General features: G+C 68.3%; 11 protein-coding genes and 5 pseudogenes. 7 read left to right on the top strand and 9 right to left on the bottom strand.

Going from position 1 to position 17814, the window contains the following annotated elements:
• Positions 1 to 211: 211 nt before the first annotated feature.
• Positions 212 to 433, bottom strand: a complete 222-nt coding sequence (locus tag OHB13_RS00205; RefSeq protein ID WP_328374621.1) for a hypothetical protein — start codon at positions 431 to 433, stop codon at positions 212 to 214.
• Positions 434 to 531: 98 nt separating this feature from the next.
• Between OHB13_RS00205 and OHB13_RS00210 the strand changes: the two genes are divergently transcribed.
• Positions 532 to 1098 carry a GNAT family N-acetyltransferase gene (locus OHB13_RS00210; RefSeq protein ID WP_328374623.1) on the top strand — a complete coding sequence of 189 codons (567 nt, stop codon included), beginning with the start codon at positions 532 to 534 and terminating at the stop codon, positions 1096 to 1098.
• 1707 nt (positions 1099 to 2805) lie between these two features.
• On the opposite strand, the pseudogene OHB13_RS00215 reads toward OHB13_RS00210, so the two are convergent.
• The 5 genes and pseudogenes from OHB13_RS00215 to OHB13_RS00240 all read right to left on the bottom strand — a co-directional run.
• A pseudogene (locus OHB13_RS00215) lies at positions 2806 to 3236 on the bottom strand (IS5 family transposase); the annotation flags it as partial.
• Positions 3237 to 3272: 36 nt separating this feature from the next.
• Positions 3273 to 4226, bottom strand: a complete 954-nt coding sequence (locus tag OHB13_RS00220) for an IS481 family transposase (protein WP_328374625.1) — start codon at positions 4224 to 4226, stop codon at positions 3273 to 3275.
• A gap of 227 nt (positions 4227 to 4453) precedes the next feature.
• Positions 4454 to 4609: a hypothetical protein gene (locus OHB13_RS00225; protein WP_328380495.1), complete on the bottom strand. Its 156-nt coding sequence runs from the start codon at positions 4607 to 4609 to the stop codon at positions 4454 to 4456.
• A gap of 81 nt (positions 4610 to 4690) precedes the next feature.
• On the bottom strand, positions 4691 to 5746 hold the full coding sequence (locus tag OHB13_RS00235; RefSeq protein WP_328374627.1) for a cobalamin B12-binding domain-containing protein: 1056 nt from the start codon (positions 5744 to 5746) through the stop codon (positions 4691 to 4693).
• A complete protein-coding gene (locus OHB13_RS00240) occupies positions 5743 to 7392 on the bottom strand; it encodes a PP2C family protein-serine/threonine phosphatase (RefSeq protein WP_328374629.1) in 1650 nt (549 codons plus the stop codon). The genes OHB13_RS00235 and OHB13_RS00240 overlap by 4 nt, the downstream gene beginning before the upstream one ends.
• Positions 7393 to 7903: 511 nt before the next feature.
• Between OHB13_RS00240 and OHB13_RS38685 the strand changes: the two are divergent.
• A pseudogene (locus OHB13_RS38685) lies at positions 7904 to 10638 on the top strand (Tn3 family transposase).
• 72 nt (positions 10639 to 10710) lie between these two features.
• Here the strand turns inward: OHB13_RS38685 and OHB13_RS00260 are convergent.
• Complete coding sequence (locus OHB13_RS00260) at positions 10711 to 11301, bottom strand: helix-turn-helix domain-containing protein (RefSeq protein ID WP_328374634.1); 591 nt, start codon at positions 11299 to 11301, stop codon at positions 10711 to 10713.
• 109 nt (positions 11302 to 11410) lie between these two features.
• Between OHB13_RS00260 and OHB13_RS00265 the strand changes: the two genes are divergently transcribed.
• Both OHB13_RS00265 and OHB13_RS00270 read left to right on the top strand, forming a co-directional pair.
• Positions 11411 to 12346 carry an alpha/beta hydrolase family protein gene (locus OHB13_RS00265; RefSeq protein WP_328374635.1) on the top strand — a complete coding sequence of 312 codons (936 nt, stop codon included), beginning with the start codon at positions 11411 to 11413 and terminating at the stop codon, positions 12344 to 12346.
• A 389-nt stretch (positions 12347 to 12735) separates the two neighbouring features.
• A pseudogene (locus OHB13_RS00270) lies at positions 12736 to 13068 on the top strand (sulfite exporter TauE/SafE family protein); the annotation flags it as partial.
• A gap of 128 nt (positions 13069 to 13196) precedes the next feature.
• Here the strand turns inward: OHB13_RS00270 and OHB13_RS00275 are convergent.
• Positions 13197 to 14207 (bottom strand): oxidoreductase, encoded by a 1011-nt coding sequence (locus OHB13_RS00275; RefSeq protein WP_328374637.1) that lies wholly within the window; start codon positions 14205 to 14207, stop codon positions 13197 to 13199.
• Here OHB13_RS00275 and OHB13_RS00280 point away from each other — a divergent pair.
• The 3 genes and pseudogenes from OHB13_RS00280 to OHB13_RS00290 form a co-directional block, all read left to right on the top strand.
• Positions 14139 to 14324, top strand: a pseudogene (locus OHB13_RS00280) (hypothetical protein); the annotation flags it as partial. The gene OHB13_RS00275 and the pseudogene OHB13_RS00280 overlap by 69 nt on opposite strands.
• Before the next feature lie 131 nt (positions 14325 to 14455).
• Positions 14456 to 15553 (top strand): FAD-dependent monooxygenase, encoded by a 1098-nt coding sequence (locus OHB13_RS00285; protein ID WP_328374639.1) that lies wholly within the window; start codon positions 14456 to 14458, stop codon positions 15551 to 15553.
• A gap of 934 nt (positions 15554 to 16487) precedes the next feature.
• Entirely contained in the window at positions 16488 to 16793 is a 306-nt protein-coding gene (locus OHB13_RS00290) for a DUF7677 family protein (protein WP_328374641.1), read from the top strand.
• Positions 16794 to 16818: 25 nt separating this feature from the next.
• On the opposite strand, the pseudogene OHB13_RS00295 reads toward OHB13_RS00290, so the two are convergent.
• Positions 16819 to 17648 (bottom strand): annotated as a pseudogene (locus OHB13_RS00295) (IS5 family transposase).
• Between the last annotated feature and the right edge of the window lie 166 nt (positions 17649 to 17814).

Below are 17814 nucleotides of genomic sequence, written 5' to 3' on the forward strand. Positions count from 1 at the left end.
CAAGCGCCCGCCGAAGGGCCTCACGGAATGCCGCCGGGTGCGACGTGAGAGCCGGGGCCAGCAGGTCCAGTGTCTCTTGGTCATCGCGTTCCCCGCAGGCCTGGACGAACTGCACGAGTTCCGGCAGAGGGGTCTCATCGGCCATCACCTCGAGCAGGACGTCCTGCACTTCGTAGGAGGGCTCCAACCCACGAACGGTAGGGAGAGCTCTTCACGACGAAACCGCCCCGGTCCTGTACAGATAGCACAGGCTCACTCCGGTGCGTAGCCGAGCCGACAGAACCAGCAGGCGGTGGGCATCGAGCTTGCGGCTGCCCTTCCGAAAGAGCTGCCACAGCTCGACAACACCGTGGGCCGGGAAGGTGCGGCAGACCTCCGCCAGGTGTTCATCGGCTTCCGCATCGCGGCCCTCATCCCTCAGCTCAATGATCACAGGAGGGACTCTGCCAACGGGGAACGGAATGCAGTCGATATCATCTGCCTTTTGATGCGCACGGCTGACAGCGCCTGCACTGACGATGGGTGGACGCCATGAGTGACATGTGGACCGGCGAAAAGATACGTCTGCGAGGTGTCGAGCCGGAAGACTGGGAGAGGTTCCGCGATCTGGCCAAGCACACGGTCGATGTCCGCAACGCTGACCTGGTCGCCCCTCCTCGCTCAGAAGAGAGCTTTCGTGCCTGGACTGCTGAGCGTGCTGGGCGCCCACCAGGAGGAGAAGCCTTCCGGCTGGTCATTGAGACGCTGGCCGATCGCGCGTTCGCAGGCTCCGTGACCATCGGAGAAACCGACAGCCGTGCAGGACGATTCAAGACCGGGATCGAGATCACCCGTGATCACCGCCGCAAGGGCTACGCGGCTGAAGCCACTGAGCTGATCCTCACCTACATGTTCGCCGAGCAGCGATGCAACAAATGTGAGGTGGAAGTCTACGCATTCAACGAGGCTTCCCTCGCTCTCTATCACCGTCTGGGCTTCGTTGAAGAGGGGCGGCTACGCCAGCACGAATTCTTCGCCGGCACCTACCACGACGCGGTGCTGCTAGGCATCACCGCCGCCGATTACTGGGCCACGCACGAACTCCCATCATTGCGCTGACCTACACAGAACCCTCATCTCAGCCGCCCGAAGTTCTCGTTCGTCCTACCAAAAGATCCACGGCGACGATCTGGGATCTCAGACAGAGACTGAGCATCGACAGCGCCGAGCACACGGCGCTGGAGCACATCGCGTCCGGCTGCGGACAGACGAACGTCGAGTTCGAGCCCGCACCGTTAAGCTGCCGTACGGGCGCCCGTCGGCGGACCGGTGCCCGGGTGTGTACCAGGCGGCCGCGGAATGCAACCACGGCCCGAGCACTCTGGTCGAGGCCACATTTCGTGGCGCACAGATGCCGATACCTGGTCGGACCAAGTCGGCACTTGGCCTACCCGTTGTCCGGCTCTGGGTGGCGGACCTTCTTCTTCACGGCTTCCTCGATCTCCAGGCGACGCTGCGGATTGCCGTCAGCCAGCTCGAAAGTCCGGGCCCGCACCGCTCCGCGGTCTCCACAGTTAGCCGGTTTTCCTGGATCTCAGTCCAGGTTGCGCGCTCCAGCGCGATCAAGGTCATCGGGAAGGTCATCAGTCACCACGCCGGGATCTTAGGCCGCGGGTCTGACAACCCGCCGCAGGCCAGCTGCTGCATGTTTACCAACTCAACGTCACCGAGGCGGAGAAGACCGCGGTCGGCGAGATGCTCGACACCTGCGGCCGCTGATGTCGGCCCCCGAACCGACGGTCTGCGACGACCAGGTCGTCGCAGACGTGGGCGGCGTCATAACCGACGACGTCGGTGTCATCACCGGCGATATCACCGAGGCGCTTACCGCTTGCCGTGGGAATCAGGGTGCGGCTCGCGGCGCCGGGTGAGGTCTTTGGCCAGCTCGACGCGGGAGCGGTGAGGGCCCCCCGATGTGGCGCACCGGGCGTCGACGCCTCGGCCGCAGTCTGGGCACCCCACCTCGTACACCCGCCACGGCCGCAGGGTGCGCTGCTCCTCTTGGCGCTGGTCGATGACCGGCTGTATTCGCTCGTCGTGGGGTACGCCCTGTGCCTCATTGGCTTTCGTGTCCGCGAGGCACGGCAGCCCGATGCCGGCACCACAGCGAGGGCAGCTCTTCATCAGCTGGTCCTCCTCGGCGACCTGCCGGTAGAGCCGGCCCTTCCGTGATCGTGACGCACGTCGCGGCCGGCCCCGGCTGTCCTCATCGGGAAGGCCGGCGCGCTTCCTCCAGGTGCCGACCTGCGCCTGGCGCTGCGGGCTGATGTTGTCCACCTCATGGGCCGCTTGGGCGAGTTCGTGAACCTTCGCGTAGAAGACGTCCGGGTCCACGTATCGGGGAAGGCGATTGAGGCCGTCCAGGAGAGCATTGAGGTGCTTGGTGTTGGCCGTGGTTACGGCAGTGAGGTAGTCGGTGGCCACCGAGATCGCGTGATTCTCGAGCTCGGAAGTGTCGGCCTTGGTGACCGTCTTGGCCTGCTTCAGGAGCGCGCGGACCCTTCTGTGACGCCGGTCGGCCACCGCCCGCTTCAGGTTGGCGAACAGCCGCTCGCGCTCCGCGGTCTGCTTTTCCATCCACAGACGGCCGCGGCGTACCGCGGCATCCAGCTTTTCCTCCATATGTGGGCTCACCCCGATGAGGGCCGCACTCTCGGTGCACACCGACTCAGCCAGGGAGATGGATGCGGTCCGGCGGGCGTAGAGCAGTTTGCGGATCAGTTCCTGTGCCCAGGTGTCGGGCGCGGAGCCCTGCTTCTTGCCGGGGGGCCGGCCCTGTCCGTCGCAGGCCAGGTGGATCTTCGTGGTCAGCCCGCCGCGGGACCGGCCGAGGGCTTCACCCGTCCAGAGCCCCCTTTTCGGGCCCCCGCCGCGTGCTGGTGAGCGCGCACGGTCGTGGAGGCGACGCAGACGAGGCACCAGTCGACCTCGCCGGCCGCATCGGAGTGCTGCTGGACATAAGCCAGGAGCCTGTCCCATGTCCCGTCCGCCGACCAGCGGCGGAACCGTTCATAGACCGTCTTCCACGGCCCGTACCGTTCCGGGAGAGATCGCCAGGCGGCCCCTGTCGAGAGTTTCCACAGGATCCCGTTCATCACCTGCCGACGGTCACGGACCGGCCGCCCCATTCGCGATCGAGGCAGCAACGGCTCTACGACAGCCCACGGCTCATCAGTCAACTCATGCCGACGCACCACGACTTACCAACGAACAACCCACTTTGCGGACACGCCCTAGGTGTATTCACCCGTGAGGTTGGGGACGCGGCTGGCGGGTGGTTGGCCCTTAAGCGCGGTGTGTCCGCGGTGGTGATTGTAGGAGTGCAGCCAGCGGGGGAATGCGTCACGTCGTTCCTGCTCTGAGCGGTAGGGCTTTGCGTAGGCCCACTCGTCGAGCAGGGTGCGGTTGAGTCGTTCGACCTTGCCGTTGGTCTGCGGTCGGTAGGGCCGGGTGCGCTTGTGGGTGATCCCGGCCTTTGCCAGGGTCTCGCGCCAGAGGTAGGACTTGTAGCACGCCCCGTTGTCGGTCAGGACCCGTTCGACGGTGATCCCGCAGTGGGTGAAGAAGGTCTGGGCCCGCTGCCAGAACGCGGTGGCGGTCTCTTTCTTCTCGTCCGTGTGGATCTCGCTGTAAGCCAGACGGGAGTGGTCGTCGACGGCGGTATGGATATAGCTGTAACCGGCCCCGGAGCGGGTCTTGCGGCCTGCCTGGCGGCCCAGGGCCTTGTGACCGCCCCCGTCGGGAATGTTGCCAAGCTTCTTGATGTCCACGTGCACGAGTTCGCCGGGCCGGTCGCGTTCGTAGCGGCGTATGACACGGCCGGTGACCCGATCGAGATGGCTGAGCCGGGCCAAGCCAAAGCGAACCAGCACCCGGTGCACGGTGGATGGCACCAGGCCCAGCAGGTGTGCGATGCGGGCCGGTCCCCACCGCCTCGCGAGGCGGACTTTGATGATCCGGCGTTCGGTCCGGGTCGGCGTGCGTCGAGGGCTGTGGTGGGGGCGGCTGGAACGGTCGCTCATCCCCGCTTCGCCGAGCCGGCGATAGCGCCCGGCCCACCGCTGGGCTGTGGTCGGTGATACCTGGAACCGCTCCGCTGCCCGGCGCAGAGGCCATCCGTCATCAACCACACAGCGGGCCAGCCGCAGGCGTCCGGTCTCGGTCAGAGGTGCATTACGGTGAGGCATGAGGGCCTTTCGGGCTGGTGTAGACGTCGCAATCCACACCGAACCCGGAAGGCCCTCACTCGTTCAAGATCCCCAGACGGTGATCACTGTCACCGCACCCAACCTCCGTGGACAGAACACCTAGGGCCCGCCCGGCAGGGCGTCCGAGCGGGACGAGATCGTCGCGGTGCGGGTCGGCATCAGGAAGAGCCGAGGGATGAGCGCCATCCACCCGTAACTCCCCCACGCTACTCCCGCCTGTCGCCCGGGGAAGTGGACTGGGCGGCGGGCTCGTAGACGACCGTGGTGGACGGACATTCAGCGGCGAGTCCGAGGAGGGCCTGGCTGCTGGCCCTGTCACCGGCGCTGCTGGCCATCCCGGGTGCCTCGTCGGTGGCACACATCGAGGAGAACGTGGCGGCGGCCGGGCTGGTGCTCGACGCGGGACACTCTGGCCGAGCTGGACGGCGCGGGATCCTGAGACCTCAGCCCGAGCCGTCGCCGAGCGGGCCGGCCAGCCACTTCTGGCCGGCGACGACGTGCGCGAGCGTCCGGGGCGAGTCGTGCAGCAGGGAAGCATAGGCAGCCACCACCGTGTCTAGATGATCGGGCGACGAGCAACGTGCCGAGCAGTAACCGCGGATGAAACCGAGACAGTCGGTGAAGATCCGCGGATCATCGACGAAGACCCCGGCAGCGAGTGAATCCGTCAGGTACCCCAGCTGCTCGACAGTGGCATCGAGCTGCGGATCCGCCGGGTCGGCCGCGAGGGCGAGTCCGTGGGGCAGACGCTCCAGCAGGCCCCGCAGCAGTGCCGGGCGCTGCTGGACGAGCCACGCGTAGGTCTCGGCGGACCGGTCGTCCACCGAGGGCCTGCCCGTCCGCCGAGGTGGCCACCCGGTGCGCAGCAGCTCCGCTGCGCACCGGGCGTCGGGGGCGTATAGGTCCGCACCCAGGGTGCGGGCCCACATACCGGCAGGACCGAAGCCGGGCCCGCCGGCCAGAACGGGTACACCTGCCGTCCTGCACACCTCGAAGAGACGGTCCGCGAGCGGCAGGCGGACCGGCAGGGTGCAGGAGAGGGCCACCACGTCCGGTCCGTTCGAGTGCAGATCGGAGATCAGCCGAGCGGGAGGCACATGACCGCCGAGGAAGCGCACCTGGAAGCCGCGCAACCGCAGGACCTCGGAAAGGATGCGCGGAGCGAGGGTGTGCCACTCGCCGTCGCTGCAGGCGACGGCGATGTCACCCGTGGGGGCGTTGCCGTCCGGAGGGCGGACCGCGGCGATGGCGGTGACCACCTGCTGGCTGACGTGGGTGGCGGAGTGTTCCTGGGCCACGGTCCACTCGCCGGCCGCCCACCGGGAGCCCACCGCGATCTGGGCGGGGGCCACCAGATCGAGCAGTACCTCCTCCTCACTCAGGCCTTCCTCCACGAGGCGGACGGTCAGTGCGACGGCGGCCTCGTCGTCCGCTTCGGTCAGATGGTGGTCGAAGGCGGCCCGTACCTCGTCGGTGATCCCCGTTACGGCATCCGTCATCGGGGGCCCCCTCCTTCCCGGCCGTGCGGGGCCTGGATCGCCAGTACGGCGATGTCGTCGTGGGGGCGCCCGGCCAGCCACCGTGTGGTGAGAAGCTCCACGCGTTCGGTGACGGCTCCTGCCTGCATCCCCAGGCAGCCGGCGAGATCGCGGATGAGCCGCTCATCGCCGAACAGTGCGTCCCCGGTCGGGCCGCCGCGCGCCTCGGTCACCCCGTCGCTGTAGAGCAGCATCAGTTCACCGGGCTCCAGACGGGATTGCGTCAGTGCGAATTCCGCGTCGGGCAGGATGCCGAGCAGAGTGCCACCGACCGCCATCGCCTCCACCCGGCCGTCCCGGCGCAGCACCAGCGGCGGAAGGTGGCCACCACCGGCCGTCGTCACGGTAAGCCCGCCGTTCGGGGCCCGGTGGGCGGAACCCATCACCAGTGTGGTGAAACGGCTTCCAGCATCGAGCAGAGCCCGGTTGAGCAGACGCAGGGTACCGAGCGGATCACGTTCCACCAGCGCCAGCGTCCGCAGGCTCTGCCGTACCTGGCCTGCGAGCAACGCGGCCTCAGCGCCCTTGCCGCGCACGTCGCCGAAGAAGAACTTGACGCCTCCGCCGTCCTCGGGGGCGACGTGATAGAAGTCCCCGCTGATGAGCAGTGCCTCCGCAGCCGGCCGGTAGGCCGCGCCGAGTGCGATGCCATCGACATCGGGCAGCGCACGAGGGGCCAGATCGGCCTGCATCACGGCGGTGATGCGTGTCTGCTGCGAGTAGAGAGAGGCAGTGGCGAGCGCAAGACCGGCCCGTGCTGCGAACTGTTCGGCGAGCTCGATGTCCTGTTCGCCGAAGCGCGGCCGCTCAGGTCCCCGCACCAGAACGAGTGCACCTGCCGAAACCCCGTTGCCGGAGAGCGGGATCACCAGCGCCTCGCCGACTGCGTCCTGGCCTTGCAGCATGAGGGCGCCCACCTCGCCCAGCTCGTCCCGACGGCAGACAACCGCCCGGCGCTGGAGCCCGGTCAGTGCGTGCGCGACCCGTGACACCCGCAGCAGCGTCTCCGCCAGCATGTCCCCCGATCTGGCGGTCCCGCCGGGCCCTGCCAGGTACCAGGTGGACCGCCGCCCGAGTACCGGAAGGACAGCGATTGCGGTGTCTGCCAGCACCGGCAGGGCGGCCTGAACCAGGGCGCGTACCGTGCGGCCATGATGCAGTGAGCCTCCCAGCCGAACGGCTGTCTCGTGGAGAAACGAAGAGCGTTCCCGCGCCGCCAGCAGATCCCGCTCGCGGTCCCGGGCACCGCTGACATCGCGTACCAGCCAGACCACACCGCCGTTCCACGGCCGTCGGTAACCAGAAAGCGTGCGCCCGGCGACATCGCACTCGAACCTCTCCGCCAGCCTGGCGGTGGCCGTCGCCATCGGCCCGACCAGCTCCTGCCCCGTCCCCAGCCGCGGGAACAACTCTGCTGCGGGACCGTTGAACCCGCGTACGACGCCGTCCTCGTCGCACATCACCACCGCCTGATCCACCAGATCGAGCAGTCCCTGCGGTGGCTCGGCGCCGGGCCACCGTCCTGCCACCGTCCGCGACGACGCGCGATCGCTGCTCACGGAAGTGCCCGAGGTTGCGTCGGTGGGTTCGCCGTCCGTCATCGGCATCGGTCCGCATCGTAGGGTGTCACGGGCCGACCAAGGCGGCGGGCGGCCGTAGGCACCGGAGACGACGCCTTTGCCCGGCCACCGCCTTTGCCGACCGGCCGGCTGCCACGTCGCCACATAATGTCGTATGTCCTTTTTCTCGGCTCCCGCTTCCACCGTACGCACCTCTACCGGGTGGGGCATCGCCAACCGCGCTGGCGTGAGCCGGTCGATGACGAGCTGATCGGTATGGAGGACGACCTTCAAGAGGCGGCACGGCGATTCGCCTGCGCCGTTTCCCTCCGAGCCGCGGACTACCGCACGAACGGCTTCAGCTAGCAATGCGACGTCACCCTGTGTCTGGTCTGTCACCCGGAGGGGGCGGGGGCGGCCGGAAGTGAGGAAGGGGGTTGGGGAACATACATGTCAGATCGTGCGCTAAGCCATCTCGGCGTTGATTGGCGCTTTCACCTGGGGTGATTGCGTGTCGGAGCCTTCGTGGGTCGCTGTTGCCGATCTTCGGCGAGTTGTTGTGGCAGTCGAGTTTCTGTCAGGTGAGCAGGCTGGGTACGGGGCGTTTGTCGGGGCGCCGTCCCGAACCGAGTTGGAGCGGTACTTCTTCCTGGACGACACGGACAGGGAGGGGGCGCAAGCCAAGCGGCGCGCGCACAACCGGCTCGGGTACGCGGTCCAGCTCACGAGCGTGCGCTACTTGGGCCGGTTCCTGCCGGACCCGCGGCAGGTGCCGGAGGAGGTGGCCGAGTACCTGGCCGAGCAACTGGAGATCGAGGGCCCGTCGTGTCTGAGGGAGTACGGCGAGCGGGACGGGACGGCCCGCAGTCACGCCGGGGAGGTCCAGGAGGCCGGGGGCTGGAAGGACTTCGCTGAGGTCTCGGCTGAGCTGGGTGAGTGGCTCGATGCGCGGGCCTGGACGACTGGGGACGGGCCGAAGGCGTCGTTCGACGCGGCGGCCGGTTGGCTGCGCGAGCGGCGGGTGCTTCTTCCCGGGGCGAGCCGTCTGTCACGGATGGTGGGCAATGTCCGGGAGGCGGCGAACCAGCACCTGTGGGACACCCTCTACGGGCTGCTGAACACCGGGCAGCGGACGGTGCTGGACTCGCTGCTGACGGTGCCGGCCGGTTCGCGGGTCTCGGAGCTGGACCGGCTGCGGCGCGGGCCGGTGCGGGTGTCGGGTCCGCAGATGAAGTGGTCGCTGGATCGGGCGGAGGAGATCGCCGAACTGGGCATGGAGCTGGACGTGTCGGGGATACCGCCGCGCCGGCTGGCGGAGCTGTCGCGGTACGGGGTGGACGGCGAGGCGACGCTGTTCAAGCGCCACAACGACGCGCGGCGCCTGGCGACCCTGCTGGCCACCGCGGTGCACCTGACGACGAGGGCGGTCGATGACGCCCTGGACCTCCTGGAGGTGTTGATCGCCACCAAGCTGCTGGCCAGGGCAGAGAGGGAGACGGCCAAGGAAAAGATGAAGACCCTGCCGAAGGTCGAGCGGGCCGGGGCGAAACTGGCGACCGCGTTCCAGGCCGTCTTCGACACCACCTCCGAGCAGGTCGACCCCAACACCGGCGAGATCAGCGCCCCGAAGGTGGAAACGTTGGCGGCGATGTGGGAGCAGATTGAGGCGGTGGTGCCACGCAGCGAGCTGGCCGCCGCGATCGCCGCACTGTTCGAGCTGACGCCGCCGCTGGACTCCGATGCGGACCAGGCATGGCGGGCGATGCTGATCACCCGGTTCGGCACCGTGCGGCCGTTCCTGAAACTCCTGGTCAAGGTCGTGGACTTCGACGCGACTCCGGAGGGCGCCCCGGTGCTGGCCGCGCTGAAGTCACTGCCAGAGTTGATGGGCCGCAAGAAGGTGGGGCCTGGCGAGATCGACACCGAGCTGCTGGCGGGGTCGTGGCGGCGGCTGGTACTGGCCGCGCCGAACCTGGAGCCGGGGACGGTGGACTGGAAGGGGTACGTGTTCTGCGTGCTGGAGCACTTCCACCGCATGCTGCGCAGACGGGAGATCTTCGCGAAGAACTCCTCCAAGTGGGGCGACCCGCGGGCGAAGCTGCTGGCCGGCGAGGCATGGGAGCAGGCCAAGCCCACCGTGCTGGCGTCACTCGGCCTCCCCGATGGGCCGAGTGAGCACCTGGCGGCGCGGCCCGCGCTACTGGACGGCACCTGCCGGGAGGTGGCGGGCCGGCTACCTGAGAACGCGCATCGCCTTCGACGATGACGGCCACCTGCACTTCGCTGCGCTGGAGCCGGAGCCCGAACCGGCTTCCCTTCTGGACCTGCGGACGGCGGTGAACGCGATGCTGCCCCGCGTGGACCTGCCGGAGGTGCTGCTGGAGGTGTTCTCCTGGACGGGCGCGGACCAAGCGTTCACTTCGGTCACCGGCGGCGAGGCCCGGCTGAAAGACCTGCCCGTCACCATCGCGGCGCTGTTGGTGGCGCACGGCTGCAACGTCGGCTATACCCCGGTGATCAGCGGCACCGACGCGCTGAAGTACGGGCGGCTGTCCCACGTGGATGAGACGTATCTGCGGCTGGCGACCTACCGGGCCGCCAACGCCACGCTGATCGCCGCCCAGGCCGCGATTCCGCTTGCCAGTGCGCGGGGCGGCGGGCTGGTCGCCTCGGTCGACGGAATGCGGTTCGTGGTGCCGGTGCCGTCGGTGTACGCCCGGCCGAACCCGAAATTCTTCGGACGCCGGGGCGGCGCCACCTGGCTCAACATGATCAATGACCAGGCGGCCGGGCTCGGCGGGAAGGTCGTGGCCGGCACCCCGCGCGACTCGCTGTACGTGCTGGACGTCCTCTACGACCGCGACGGCGGCAAACGCCCCGACATGATCGTTACCGATACCGCCTCGTACTCCGACATTGTCTTCGGACTCCTCACCTTGGCGGGATTCACCTACGCGGGCCAACCTCCAGGAGGGCCGCCACGCGCTCGCTCGGAAGATCTTCCACGGCAAGGCCGGACAGCTCTACCAGCGCTACCAGGACGGTATGGAAGACCAGATCGGCGCCCTCGGCCTGGTCCTCAACGCCCTCGTGCTGTTCAACACGAGGTACATGGACGCCGCCGTACAGCAGCTACGCGAGGACGGGTTCGACGTCCGCGACGAGGACGTGGCCCGCCTGTCCCCGTTCGCGCGGCATCACGTCAACATGCTCGGCCGGTACTCGTTCCAGCTGCCCGACCTGCCTGGCGGCCTGCGCCCGCTGCGGGCCCCGGATACCACCGATGATGCGTAGGGAGGTGCATCAGCATTCTCGGTGGCGGAATTGGCCGTGCGACTTGGAATTCGGGGCAAACCGGGCACGGGTTCAGCTACAGGGTCCCGGGCTCTGGCCGCCCGTGGCGGTGTTATCGGTGCCGGTCCCGGTCGGCGGCGCTTCGACGGGGAAGAGGATCGGGCTGATCAGGTACTGCGTGCGGTCGGGTGATGGCTCGTTGGCCAGGTGGGGGGCGATCGCCTCCCGCATCCCGTCGATCATCCCGTGCAGTTCCCCAGGGCTGAGCCAGACGGCATGCTGCCGGTAGCCGACCAGGTCGGCTACCGGGTCGGCCGTGTCGCGGTCGAGATACGCGGTGAATTCAGCAGTCAGGACCGCCAGAGCGGCGGCGAATGCGCTGCGATGGTCGTCGAGCGAGAGCGAATTGGCCGTGTCCGTATTGATCCCCGCGCGGTCGCGGCGCAGCCGGTAACGGCGCTCGACCGCACCGCGCACGCGTCGCTCCAGGGCGACTTCCAGGACCCCACCGGCTGCGAGCAGGTCGACGTGCCGGTAGACCGTGGCCTTCGAGACGTCCCGAATGCGGTCGCACAGCTCGGCGGTGGTCAGCTCCCTGCCTCCGCGCATCGCATGAACCACTCGCAACCGCACCGGGTGGGCCAAGAGTTCGAAGGCATCCATCTCGTAATGATCTCACGCCGTGCTACCGTTCGCATTCATTGAGAAAGGTTGTGATGGGATGCCTGACGGCACTGCGACAGAGTCCATGACCGGCTCAGAACTCGCTTGGATGCCACCGCCCTATGCCGAGCCCGGCCGCTTCAGCGAGCACGAGGTCACCGTCGGCACCGGCCCGCTCGCGGTGTCGGGCACGGTGAGCGTCCCCCGCGGGCAGGCTCCCGGCCCCGGCGTGGTGCTGCTCGCCGGTGGTGGGCCGTTCGACCGCGACGAGACCAGCGGGCCGAACAAACCGCTCAAGGACCTGGCCTGGGGGCTCGCCAGCCGCGGGACGACAGTGCTGCGCTTCGACAAGGCGACCTACGCCCACCGCGATGTGGCCGCGGCATCGGACCTGACGATGACGCAGGAATACGTGCCGCACGCCGTCGACGCGGTTGGCCTGCTCCGTAGCCACCGCTCGGTGGACCCCGAGCGGGTCTTCGTCCTCGGCCACAGCATGGGCGGCAAGGTCGCCCCTGCCGTCGCCGTCGCCGCACCCACGGTGGCGGGCCTGGTGATCATGGCCGGTGACACGCAGCCGATGCACCACGCCGCTGTCCGCGTCGTCAGCTACCTCGCCGCCATGCTTCCCGACCAGGTCCCACCCGCGGTCATCGAGACCTTCAAGCGGCAGGCCGCCCTGGTCGACAGCGCGGAGCTCACGCCCTCGACCCCCGCAGCGGATCTGCCGTTCGGCCTGTCCGCGCCGTATTGGCTCGAACTGCGTGAATACGCCCCGGTCGCGATCGCGGCCGGACTCGGCAAGCCGATGCTCATCCTCCAAGGAGGACGCGACTACCAGGTCACCGTCGCCAACGACCTGGTTCGATGGCGGACGGGCCTGGCCGGCCGCCCGGAAGCCGATATCCGTGTCTACGAAGCCGACAACCACCTGTTCTTCCCCGGCGCAGGACCATCCACCCCCGCCGAATACGGAACCCCGCAGCATGTCGACCCTGCCGTCATCGCCGACATCGCCCATTGGCTGAGCCACGGCCAGGGATGAGCGTTCGCGCCGCCTGTGAGCCAGCGGTCAGCAGCCTCCAGGCGGGGCACCAGCACACTGCCGACCCCGCGCACCGAGGGAATCGCCGCCCTGGTCATTACCGGCATCACGGTCAAGGAAGGCCGTGACGCCTGGCAGGGCAAGGGCTGGTACGCCCCCACTGCCCACAGCCCACCGGCCCTTGGCGGGTCCGGCGCGGTCGGCGCGGTCGGGGCGGACGCGTGCGGCTGCGAGCCAGGCTGCACCTGCCATTCGTGAACACCTTGTTGCCGACCTGCGGCTCAGCAGCTTGGTCCGTCGATACTGACCGGGCGACCAAGGAGCGGCCTGGGCAGCGGTGGAGTGGGCGATCTGGGCAGGGGTTCGCGGCCGGCCTGCTGATCTCGACGATGACCGCTTCGGTCAGCGTGTCCGGGGCGATCCTTCTCCTCCCCGTTCTCCTCCCCGTTCAGCTCAGCGTCCTCGGTGTGCCGAGTCCGGCGGTCACGCCGATGAACCTGCTGTTCAATGTGGTGGCCGGGCCGGGCGCACTGAGGCTGTACCGCCGCGACGGCGCTCTGCGCGGTTCACTGGCCCGGCGCCTCGTCGCCTGGACGCTGCCCGGCGTCATCGTCGGCGCCGCCGTTCGCGTGTTTGCCCTCCCCGGCCCCGGCGTCTCCGCCTTCCTGCTGCCGATCGGCACCTGGCTGTGCTTGCGCACCCTGCGCCCCGCCCGGAGCCGACCGGTCGAGCTGTCGGCCGATGGCGCTGACAGGGCGCGATCGCTGCGGCGACTGAGCACCCCCAAGTCGCTCTGCTTTCGACTACTTGAACGAGATGCTGCGGTCTCGGGGGTGCCGGTGTGGCCTTGTTACAGAGTCGGGTAGTCGGTGTAGCCGCGGTGATCGCCGCCGTAGAAAGTGTTCATGTCGGGCTGGTTCAGGGACGCCTGGGTCTGCCAGCGGTGGACGAGGTCGGGGTTGGCGATGAAGGCGCGTCCGACGGCGACGAGGTCTGCCTGGTCGTTGTCGAGGAGGGCCTGGGCGATGGTGGCGTCGGTGACGGGGTCCCATCCGTTGCTGACGGTGCGGGGGCCGGCGAAGCGGCGGGAGAGGTCCTCAATGAGGGGTGTGGTGGGGTCTCCGATGGTGTGCAGGTAGGCCAGTCCCATGGCGGACAGGGCGTCGATGAGCGTGCGGTAGGTGATGGCGGTGTCGTCCGGGTCGTCTTCGATGGCGCCGTGGAGGTTGATGGCGGGTGAGATGCGGATGCCGACGCGTTCGCTGCCGATGGCGTCGCAGACGGCCTGGGCAACCTCGATGACGAAGCGGGCGCGTGCTTGGGGGGTGCCGCCGTAGGGGTCGGTGCGCTGATTGGTGTTGGGGGCGAGGAACTGGTGGAGCAGGTAGCCGTTGGCGGCGTGGAGTTCGATGCCGTCGAGTCCGGCGTCGAGGGCGGCCCGTGCGGCGTGGGCGTATTCGTCGATGACGGAGGGGATTTCGTCGGTGTCCAGGGCGCGGGGGGTGGGGTGGGGCTGGGGACCGGTGGGGGTGAACATCTCGCCGGGGGCGGCGATGGCGCTGGGGGCGACGGTTTCGGCGTGGTGCTTGTTGTCGGGGTGGGAGATGCGTCCGGCGTGCATGATCTGCGCGACGATGCGTCCGCCGTTTTGGTGGACGGCGTCGGCGACGGTGCGCCAGGCGGCGATCTGGGCGGGCGTGTGCAGGCCGGGTGAGTTCATGTAGCCCGCTCCCTCGCCCGCTGAGTCACGAGGGCCGTTTCCCGGCCGAACCGGGACCCTGCGGGGCCGGTAGCTCAAGGGCGTGGCCTGCAACCGGTGCTCGACGTCGTGGTCTCCGGCACCGCCACGGCAGTTCTGCATGAGCGGCTGGTCTGGGAACTCATGGCCACCGTCGAGCAAACGAGAGCCCTACGGGGGCTCGGCCCGGCCGATCAACGGCGTCCGTCACACATAAGCGTAATCGTTAGGAAAAGCTAACCGTTAGTGTTACGTTCCCTGGGTGAAGAGAATGAGCTTTGCCGCTTCCGGCCGGCGGGTGCCTGGTTGCCCGTCCTCCCAGTCGTCGGCCGATCTCGCCACGGCAGTACTGGATGGCAAGGGGAGGAACTATGCGCACTGTGATCGTGGGAGCGGGCCTGGTCGGGCTCACCACCGCGGCTTCGCTGCGGCTGATCGGGCATGAGGTCATCGTGCTGGAGCACGCGCCGCGGGTACGGGCCGCCGGGGCCGGTATTGCCCTGTGGCCCAACGCGCTGCGGGAGTTGGACACCCTGGGCGTCGGCGACGACGTCCGGAGCATAAGTGAGACCGTTGAGGCCCGTTTCCTTGACGCCGCCGGACACCCGATGCGCGCGGCCGGCTACGATCCTGCCGCCCACCAGTTCCTCATGGTGCCGAGGCCGGACCTGAACAACCTCCTCGCCGACACCGTCGGCAGGGACCGGATCCGACTGGGAACACACGTCACCGGCTTCACCGAGCACGACACACACGTGGAAGTGCACCTCGCCGACGGTGCGCCGCTGCGGGCGGATCTGCTGATCGGTGCGGACGGTGTGTACTCCGACGTGCGCACCGCTCTCGAGCCCGGCAGCGCGGCAGTCGCACAGGCCGGCAACTTCGCCTGGCGGGCAGTGCTGCCATCCGGGGACGAGCGGCCGGACGGCACGTTTGTCACCATCGGGCACGCGCGGACCCGAGGCGGCTACACCCGGGTCGCGCCGGGCCAAACCATGTGGTGGGTGGGCCAGTTCGATGCTGGTGAACTGGTCGGTAGCAAGAGGGACCGGGCACTTCTTCGGGCCGGCAACGTGGCCGAGTCCGGCTGGCACGACGAGCTCCTGGAAATGATCGCCGCGACGCCGGAGCAATCCATCCTGGAGAACCAGATCATGCTCGTCCCCGAGCTGCGGCGCTGGACCACGGACCGGGTCGCCCTGATCGGGGACGCCGCCCATGGCCTGTCCCCGCACATCGCGGCGGGCGGCACCCTGGGCATGGAGGACGCCGGAGTGCTGCGTGCCGAGTTGGCGAAGGGATGCGCCACGGCTACCGCCCTCGGCCGTTACGAGAGCATACGCCGGTCCCGGTTCGAAGAGGTGCGTCAGCACTCCGCCGCGATCGAGCACGCCGATGGAGCCGCCGAGTCCGCCGAGCGCTACGCCGCCTTCACCCACTGGATGATCAACACCGCGCCCTCTGCCTGATCCCGGCTCAAGACCTGGCGCTGAGATGAGTTTTTCGGCTGGATGAGCCGTTTCGGCGCGGAGCAGGTGTCGGGTTTCTTCACGTCGGGAAAGAGGGGTGGGAGACCAGGAGCGCAGGCCGGGGGCGTACCGCCAGGAGTCCTCCTGACTCGGGCCTCGCTCAAGTCTCGCTCGAACAGGATCAGTTCAGGTGCTGGTCGAAGACCGTGTCCTATGTGGTGAGGCGGGTGAGTGAGCGCATGCCCATTTCTGGGGATGCTCTTGCGGCCTTACGGAAGGGCACAAGGCCTCGGACTCGTGACGCTACCTCTCTCGCCGAGGGTAACCAGGTGAGACGGATCCACCCCGCGAACTGGGCGGCATCATCACTCAGTCACTCTCCCCCTGGCCTGACTGTTGCGGTCGCGCACGACCAGAGTCCAGTACCCCACTGCCCCTTGGGGCCGTGCGCGCGGCGGGTCCCTGTGCCGCCCGTGGCGCCCGGGCTCAGCCTCCGATCAGGTGGTGCAGGATGGGCACGCTCAATCCCGCGGCGTCAAGCCCCGCAAGAACAGCGCTGGCGGTGCTATCAGTGCTGTAGCCGGTGAGTACTCCAGCGACTGCCCCCACGAGAGCGGCCGTCAGCATGACGATGGCCGCGTGCGCGGTGAGCAGTGCGCGAGCCAACGGGGCTCGGGGTTGAAGACGGGTCGGGCACGCGCTGCTGCTTGTGACGGGGCCGACCGGTGTCGACCACTACTCACCGTGTAGGTGCCGGTGCCCCCCGGACCCCCCGCCTTTTCACGTGTGCCGTAGAGCACAGGTGAGGCGCGGGGGAAGTCGTGGGATTCCGCACCTATAGGACCTACGAGTGGCTCGACCTGAAATCGGATCCTCTAGGCAGTGTCTTCAAAGATCTTGCCAAGATGGCGCGGTAGCTGAGCATGATGCCTTGGTGGAACATCTTTCTGTCGACGTGCGCGCTTCGCTCCGGCTCTTCGCTTTCTACTTGGCGAACGGCACCCTCGACCTGGACCTGCTCGAAGGGTTTGACTATCGCTCGACCGTTTTTCACTCCGGCTCCTCGTTGGAACAGGTCTTCGCGATCTATAGCAATGTGCTGCAAATCGACACCGACGGCATGGTGCTGAACGACGGAGACGCGCAGTACCGGGTCGCGCAGTGGGTCCGAGTGTGCTGCGACCCGAGCTATCGGGTCGAGCCGCCCTTCGATGCCTGGGAGACGGAGCTCCATCTCTGATGACCCGGCGTTCACCGTCAGAACATCACGCCCACATCAGGAGCGACGCGAGAGTGACGGCTGCATGGAAGGACTCCGCGGTCTTGTCGTAGCGAGTGGCGATGCCGCGCCACTGCTTCAGCCGATTGAAGCAGCGTTCCACCACGTTTCGCTGCTTGTAGCGCTGCTTGTCGAAGGCCGGTGGGCGCCCGCCGCGACTGCCGCGCCGGAGCCGGTTTTGGACCTGGTCGGCCCGCTCGGGGATGGTGTGACCGATGCTGCGTCGTCGCAGCCAGGTGCGGATGGCCCGGGAACTGTAGCCCTTGTCGCCCAGCACGTGGGAGGGTCGTACTCGGGGCCGCCCCGGGCCGATGCGAGGCACTCGTATCGCTTCAATCACCGCAGTGAACTGGGTGCAGTCATTGGTGTTGCCGCCCGTGAGCGTGAAAGCGAGCGGACGGCCGGCACCGTCGCAGGCCAGATGGATTTTGCTGGTCAGGCCACCTCGGGAACGTCCGAGTGCGGGGCTGCGGAGCCCCCTTTTCGTGCCCCGGCGGCGTGCTGGTGGGCGCGGACGACGGTGGAGTCGACCGACACGAGCCAGTCGACGTCCCCGTCCGCGTCCGCCCCGGCCTGGGCGGCCTGCAGCATTCGCTCGAACGTTCCGTCCAGAGCCCACCGCCGGAACCGGGTGTGCAGTGTGGCCCACGGACCGTACCGGTCGGGCACATCCCGCCAGGCCACCCCCGTCCGGAACTTCCACACGATCCCGTTGAGCACCATGCGATCGTCCAGCCGCTTCCTACCCCGCAGCGGCCTGGGCAGCAGGGGCCGGACGAACTCCCACTCGGCATCCGACAGTTCATGGCGACGTATCACGACACCATGATCCACCAGCGGTGATCATTTGAAGACACTGCCTAGGAGGAGCGTTCGTGACATGGGCACAGCCGGCAGGCGGTGACGCCGAGTTCCCTGCCGCTCCAGGTGCGGGCCCGCAGCCACCTCGGGGTCACGCCGGGACGTTGCAGAGCCGCTCGCC

Source organism: Streptomyces sp. NBC_00440 (genome assembly GCF_036014215.1).
GTDB lineage: Bacteria > Actinomycetota > Actinomycetes > Streptomycetales > Streptomycetaceae > Streptomyces.